This window comes from Streptomyces sp. UNOC14_S4, assembly GCF_020740835.1.
Lineage (GTDB): Bacteria > Actinomycetota > Actinomycetes > Streptomycetales > Streptomycetaceae > Streptomyces.
The window spans coordinates 1-6,711 of the sequence record NZ_JAINFC010000423.1; the positions used below are offsets into that span (position 1 = coordinate 1).

The window sequence follows — 6,711 nt, forward strand, 5'->3', positions numbered from 1 at the left end:
CAGCGCGTCACCCCCGGTTGTGGGCAGGCGTTCCGCACGGCTGGGGGCACCTCCCGGACGGAGTCTGGGGGAGGGTGGGCACAAACGGGCCCACCGGCCGTAACCGACCACCGCGGGGGTCCGGGGGCGGAGCCCCTGGTGGGTGATCTGGCGTGTGGCGGCGTCGATTCTCAGGGCGCGCTCAGAAAAGGTGGTTAGCCTGCCCGGAACGGCGAACAGGAGGTATCGACAATGGCCCGTGCACAGAATGCCGCTCTCGCCCGGGTGGCCGTGGTCGTGAGGGCGCCCGTGTCGCTCCTGTGGTGGCCGGGGCTGCTGAGCGCGGCGGTCGGCGGCCTCGTCCCCGGTCTCACCGGCCGCCGTATCGGCCTCCTCGCCGGTGCGGCCCTCTTCCTGATCGCGGCGGCGGTCGCCTTCTCCGTACGCCGGAACCGCTACAAGGAGCTCGCCCGGGGCGTGACCCGGGCGGGCAGGACGGTCTTCCTGCAGGACCGGCACGTGACGATCCGGAACTGGCGGCGCGCCCGCCGCTGGTGGCTGCTGCTCGCCTTCCTCGCTTCCGTCGGCTCGTCCTTCGCGGTGCCCTCGGCCGCCGGTCTCGCGCTGGCGGGCGTCGGTGCGGGCCTGTGGGCGAAGTCGATGTGGCTGGGCGGGCTGGAGCGCGGCACCGACACGCTGCTGTGGGTGCGTACCGAGTGGGCCAAGGCCAGCCCCGCGGGCAAGGACGTGAGCGGCTACCTCGGCACCGGGCTCGCCGCGGGTGACGCGCTCCCGGGCGGCGCACGGCGTCCCCGCGCGCGGGGCGTGCGTGGCGGACGCACGGTCAGCGCAGCGCGCTGAGCCCCGCCAGGTGCGCGGCACCGCTCTCGGCGACCAGTTCGCCGAGCGACTGCGGATCGCGCACCGTGGCGAACCGCGTGTGGCCTTCTGCGGACGCGTAGCCGTAAACCCCCGGACGGGGCAGAGAGTTGTACGCGAAGTGGTTCGAGAAGTAGTACGCGCCGGTGTCGAGCAGCGCCACATGGTCCCCGGGCTCCAGCGGCGGCAGGGGCCGGTCCACCGCGACCAGGTCGCCCGCGAAGCAGCAGGGTCCCGCGACCGTCTGCGGGACCGGCGCGCCCGTCTTCGGCCGCCCCTGCGCGTCGTACGCCCGCACCCGCAGCGGCCATGACTCGGGCGCGAACACCGTGCGCGTCGCGACCTGGGCGCCTGCGTGCGTGACGGCGATGCGCCGCCCGCCCGCCGTCTTGGTGTACTCCACCCGGGCCAGCACCGCGCCGTTCTTGGCCAGCAGCGACCGGCCGAACTCCGTCACCAGCCCGTACCGCCCGTCGAACAGGCCCGGCGCGTCGGCCGTGAGCAGCCGCGCGTACTCCGCGAAGGTGGGGGTGACGGCGTCGGAGGCGAAGTTGACGGGCAGTCCGCCGCCGATGTCCATCGTCCGCACCCGCTGTTCGCCCGCCGCCCGGTTGATGTCCTCGGCCAGCTCGTAGACGGCCCGTACGCCGTCCGCGAGCAGCGCGGGAGGGCAGCCCTGCGAGCCGACGTGGGCGTGCAGCCGCGTCAGCCACGGCCGCTCCACGAAGGCGCGCACCAGCCACTCGCGCGCCCCCTCGTCGCGCAGTGCCACCCCGAATTTCGAGGTCTCCGTGGCCGTGCTCAGGGCCCCGATCGTTCCCGAACCGACCTGTGGGTTCACCCGGATGCCCAGGGGAGAGGCCGCCGGTGACGCCGGGAACAGCCGGTCCAGACGGGCGAGCTCCTCGCGGCTGTCGGCGTTCACCGCGATACCGAGCGCGAGCGCCTCACGGAGCTCGGCCACGGTCTTGGCGGGGGAGTCCAGCACGGTACGGTCCGGCGGCACGCCCGCCGTCCGCGCCAGCGCGAGCTCGCCCGGACTGGCCACCTCGCAGCCGATCCCCTCGTCGGCGAGCAGCCGCAGCACGGGGACGAGGGGGGCCGCCTTCACGGCGAACGTGTGCAGCGTCCCTTCCCGCGGGAACGCCGCGCGCAGTGCGTCCGCCGTGGCCCTGATCCCCCGCACGTCGAGCAGCCCGACCACGGGGTTGCCCTCCCGGACCACCCCTTGCCCCACAGCCGCCCGCACGGCTTCGTCCATGGGTTCCCTCCTCCCCAGCCGGGTGCGTCTTTTAACCGGGCCGCGCAAGAGGTGTGGCCCGAACCTGTTGACTGGGGCTATTCACTGCATCAGGATGTGAAGTGTTCTATTCATAGCCAGGGAGGCAGGGCCCATGTCCGGACCGCGACCCGTCCGAGCACCGCGCGGCACAGAGCTGAGCGCCCGGGGATGGCAGCAGGAAGCCGCCCTGCGCATGCTCCAGAACAACCTCGACCCCGAGGTCGCCGAGCACCCGGACAAGCTGGTCGTCTACGGCGGCACCGGGAAGGCGGCCCGTGACTGGCGCTCCTTCGACGCCATGGTCCGCACCCTGCGGACGCTCAAGCAGGACGAGACGATGCTCGTCCAGTCCGGCCGCCCGGTCGGTGTGATGCAGACGCACGAGTGGGCCCCGCGCGTCCTCATCGCCAACTCCAACCTCGTCGGCGACTGGGCCAACTGGGAGGAGTTCCGCCGCCTGGAGGCGCTCGGCCTCACCATGTACGGCCAGATGACGGCCGGTTCCTGGATCTACATCGGCACCCAGGGCATCCTCCAGGGCACCTACGAGACGTTCGCCGCGGTCGCCGCCAAGAAGTTCGGCGGCACCCTCGCCGGCACGATCACGCTGACCGCGGGCCTCGGCGGCATGGGTGGCGCCCAGCCGCTCGCCGTCACCATGAACGACGGCGTCGCCCTCTGCATCGACTGCGACCCGCGCGCGATCGAGCGCCGCATCGAGCACCGCTACCTCGACGTCAAGGCCGACTCCCTCGACCACGCGCTCCAGCTCGCGGTCGAGGCGCGCGACGCCCGCCGCCCGCTGTCGATCGGCGTCCTGGGCAACGCGGCCGAGCTCGTGCCGCAGCTGCTCGCGATGAACGCCCCCATCGACATCGTCACGGACCAGACCAGCGCCCACGACCCGCTGTCCTACCTGCCGGTCGGCGTCGACTTCGACGACATGGCCGCCTACGCGGCCGAGAAGCCCGCCGACTTCACCACCCGCGCCCGCGAGTCGATGGCCAAGCACGTCGAGGCCATGGTCGGCTTCCTGGACGCCGGTGCCGAGGTCTTCGACTACGGCAACTCCATCCGCGGCGAGGCCCGGCTCGCGGGCTACGACCGGGCGTTCGCCTTCCCCGGCTTCGTCCCCGCCTACATCCGACCCCTGTTCTGCGAGGGCAAGGGCCCCTTCCGCTGGGCGGCGCTCTCCGGCGACCCGAAGGACATCCACAAGACGGACAAGGCGATCCTCGACCTCTTCCCCGAGAACGAGTCCCTTGCGCGCTGGATCAAGATGGCGCAGGAGCGCGTCCACTTCCAGGGCCTCCCGGCCCGCATCTGCTGGCTCGGCTACGGCGAGCGCGACCGCGCGGGCGAGCGCTTCAACGACATGGTGGCGAGCGGCGAGCTGGCCGCCCCGATCGTCATCGGCCGCGACCACCTCGACTGCGGCTCCGTGGCCTCCCCCTACCGCGAGACCGAGGCCATGCTCGACGGCTCCGACGCCATCGCGGACTGGCCCCTGCTGAACGCCATGGTCAACGTGGCCTCCGGTGCCTCCTGGGTCTCCCTCCACCACGGCGGCGGCGTCGGCATGGGCCGCTCCATCCACGCGGGCCAGGTCACGGTCGCCGACGGCACTCCGCTCGCGGGCGAGAAGATCCGCCGCGTCCTGACGAACGACCCGGGCATGGGCGTGATCCGCCACGTCGACGCGGGCTACGACATCGCGGACTCCGTGGCGGAGTCCCGCGGGGTGCGCATCCCGATGCGCGAGGGTGACGAGGCGTGACCGACTCCGATCCCGGCGCGACGCGCCCCGACAGGGGCACGGGGAACGGCGCGACCAGCCACGACGGACCCGCGGACGCGAGCGGAGCCCAAGAGACACCCCGGTGGGCGCACGGGGGCTCGGAGGCAGCCGCACCCTCCTTCCACGAGATGTGGCGCGACCTCGCACCCATCGGCCGTAACGCGGCCTCCGGCGGCTACCGCCGCTACGCCTGGACGGAAGCCGACACCGACTGCCGTCAGTGGTTCCAGGCCCAAGCGGAGCGCAGAGGCCTCGCCTACGAGGTCGACCGGAACGGCAACCAGTGGGCCTGGCTGGGCGACCCCCAAGCGGGTGACGCCGTCGTGACCGGCTCGCACCTGGACTCCGTCCCCGACGGCGGCGCCTTCGACGGCCCCCTTGGCGTCGTGTCGTCCTTCGCCGCCCTGGACGAGCTGCGTGCCCGCGGCGCGCGGCCCGCCCGTCCCCTCGCCATCGTCAACTTCGGCGACGAGGAAGGCGCCCGCTTCGGCCTCGCCTGCGTGGGCTCCCGGCTGGCCGCCGGACAGCTCACCGTCGAGGCGGCCCACGCGCTCCGCGACGCCGACGGGATCAGCCTCCCGCGGGCCATGGAGCGCGCCGGGTACGACCCGGAGCGCATCGGCGCCGACCCCGAGCGGCTCGCCCGCATCGGCGCGTTCGTCGAACTGCACGTCGAACAGGGCCGGGCCCTGGCCCTCACGGACCACCCCGTGGGCATCGCCTCCGCCATCTGGCCGCACGGCCGCTGGCGGTTCGACTTCCACGGCGAGGCCAACCACGCGGGCACCACCCGCATCGAGGACCGCCGCGACCCGATGCTCACCTACGCCAACACCGTGCTCGCCGCCCGGAAGAAGGCCCGCCTCGCCGGTGCCCTCGCCACCTTCGGCAAGGTCGCCGTCGAGCCGAACGGCGTGAACGCCATCCCGTCCCTCGTCCGCGGCTGGCTGGACTCCCGCGCCGCCGACCAGGGCACCCTGGACGAGGTGATCGCCGAGATCGAGCGGGCGGCCGTGGAGCGCGGCGCGCGGGACGGCGTCGACGTGCGCGTCACCCGTGAGTCCTTCACCCCCGTCGTCGAATTCGAACACGCCCTGCGCGACGAGCTCGGCAGGATCCTCGGCAAGGGCGACCGCGCGGACGTCCCCGTTCTCGGCACGGGAGCGGGACACGACGCCGGAATCCTCTCCGGAGCCGTCCCGACCGCCATGCTGTTCGTACGCAATCCCACAGGCGTCTCCCACTCGCCCGCCGAGACGGCGACGGAGGACGACTGCCTGGCCGGGGTGACCGCACTCGCCGACGTACTGGAGGGCCTGGCGTGTCGCTGACGAGGCAGACCTACTGGGCGGAGCACGCCCTCCTCGACACCGGGGTCGCCTCCGGCGTCGTGGTGGAGACCGGCGCCGACGGCCGGATCGCGGCCGTGCGCCGGGACGTCGACGCCCCGCCGACCGGCTCCGTGACCCTGCGCGGGCTCACCCTGCCGGGGTTCGCGAACGCGCACAGCCACGCCTTCCACCGGGCCCTGCGCGGTGTCGTGCAGGCGGGCCACGCCACCGGCGGGCGGCCCGCGGGGGCGGGCGCCGAGCACGCGCCCGGCAACTTCTGGACCTGGCGCGAGGTCATGTACGGCGTTGCCGAAAAACTCACCCCCGAGAGCTACTTCGAGCTCGCCCGCGCCACCTACGCCGAGATGGCCCTTGCCGGGATCACCGCGGTGGGCGAGTTCCACTACCTCCACCACGGCCCCGGCGGCACGCGCTACGACGACCCCAACGCCATGGGCGAGGCCCTGATCGCGGCCGCCGCCGAAGCGGGCATCCGCATCACCCTCCTCGACACCTGTTATCTCTCCTCCGGCTTCGGCGCCGAGCCCAGCGCCCACCAGCTCCGCTTCAGCGACGGCACCGCCGAGGAGTGGGCCGGACGCGCCGCCGCGCTCAAGGGTGACGACAACACCCGTATCGGCGCCGCGATCCACTCCGTGCGCGCCGTGCCCGCCGACCAGCTGGCCGGTGTCGCCGACTGGGCGCGGGAGCGCGAGGCCCCGCTGCACGTCCACCTCTCCGAGCAGACCGCGGAGAACGACGCCTGCGTCGAGGCGTACGGCTTCACCCCCACCGCGCTGCTGGCCGACCACGGCGTGCTCGGGGAGCGCACCACGGCCGTCCACGCCACCCATCTCGCCCCTGGCGACATCCGCCTCCTCGGCACCTCGCGCACCGGCGTCTGCATGTGCCCGACCACGGAACGGGACCTTGCCGACGGCATCGGCCCCGCCCTCAGGCTCCAGCACGCGGGCTCGCCGCTGTCGCTCGGCAGCGACAGCCACGCCGTGATCGACATGCTCGAGGAGGCGCGGGCCATGGAGCTGGACGAGCGGCTGCGCACCCACACCCGGGGCCACTGGACGGCCGCCCAGCTGCTGCGCGCCGCCACCACCGACGGCCACGCGGCCCTCGGCTGGGACGAGGCGGGCGCCATCCGGCCCGGCGCCCTCGCCGACCTCACGGCGATCGCGCTGGACTCGGTGCGCACCGCGGGCGCGCCGCCCCGGCTCGCCGCCGAGACGGCCGTATTCGCGGCGACGAACGCGGACGTCCGGGACACCGTCGTCGGCGGCCGTCATATCGTGCGCGAGGGGCAGCACCAGCTCGTGGCGGATGTGGCGGGCGCTCTCGCGAAGGCGATCGCGCCCCTGCACGAGTAACGTCCCGCCCGTCGGCGGGGGCCCGGGGCGGGGTGGAAAACCAGCCTGTCCGGCTTTGAG

5 protein-coding genes are annotated in these 6,711 nt (G+C 73.6%); 4 read left to right on the forward strand and 1 reads right to left on the reverse strand.

Annotated features, from left to right (window positions below; genetic code table 11):
* The first annotated feature begins 231 nt into the window (after positions 1-231).
* Complete coding sequence (locus tag K6I34_RS28380; protein WP_229330121.1) at positions 232-840, forward strand: hypothetical protein; 609 nt, start codon at positions 232-234, stop codon at positions 838-840.
* Here K6I34_RS28380 and K6I34_RS28385 read toward each other — a convergent pair.
* A complete protein-coding gene (locus K6I34_RS28385) occupies positions 824-2,119 on the reverse strand; it encodes a diaminopimelate decarboxylase (protein ID WP_229330123.1) in 1,296 nt (431 codons plus the stop codon). The genes K6I34_RS28380 and K6I34_RS28385 overlap by 17 nt on opposite strands.
* Before the next feature lie 133 nt (positions 2,120-2,252).
* Here K6I34_RS28385 and hutU point away from each other — a divergent pair, with 133 nt between their 5' ends.
* The 3 genes from hutU to K6I34_RS28400 all read left to right on the forward strand — a co-directional run bounded on the left by hutU (position 2,253) and on the right by K6I34_RS28400 (position 6,651).
* On the forward strand, positions 2,253-3,917 hold the full coding sequence (gene hutU / locus K6I34_RS28390; protein WP_229330125.1) for a urocanate hydratase: 1,665 nt from the start codon (positions 2,253-2,255) through the stop codon (positions 3,915-3,917).
* A 149-nt stretch (positions 3,918-4,066) separates the two neighbouring features.
* A complete protein-coding gene (locus tag K6I34_RS28395) occupies positions 4,067-5,269 on the forward strand; it encodes an allantoate amidohydrolase (protein ID WP_229330127.1) in 1,203 nt (400 codons plus the stop codon).
* Positions 5,260-6,651, forward strand: a complete 1,392-nt coding sequence (locus tag K6I34_RS28400; protein WP_374231040.1) for a formimidoylglutamate deiminase — start codon at positions 5,260-5,262, stop codon at positions 6,649-6,651. Before K6I34_RS28395 ends, K6I34_RS28400 begins: the two co-directional genes overlap by 10 nt.
* Positions 6,652-6,711 lie beyond the last annotated feature (60 nt).

Excerpts from the sequence above, each read along its gene's own strand:
- K6I34_RS28380 (WP_229330121.1), top strand. The coding sequence starts at position 232 with ATGGCCCGTGCACAGAATGCCGCTCTCGCCCGGGTGGCCGTGGTCGTG.
- K6I34_RS28385 (WP_229330123.1), bottom strand. The coding sequence starts at position 2,119 with ATGGACGAAGCCGTGCGGGCGGCTGTGGGGCAAGGGGTGGTCCGGGAG.
- hutU (WP_229330125.1), top strand. The coding sequence starts at position 2,253 with ATGTCCGGACCGCGACCCGTCCGAGCACCGCGCGGCACAGAGCTGAGC.
- K6I34_RS28395 (WP_229330127.1), top strand. The coding sequence starts at position 4,067 with ATGTGGCGCGACCTCGCACCCATCGGCCGTAACGCGGCCTCCGGCGGC.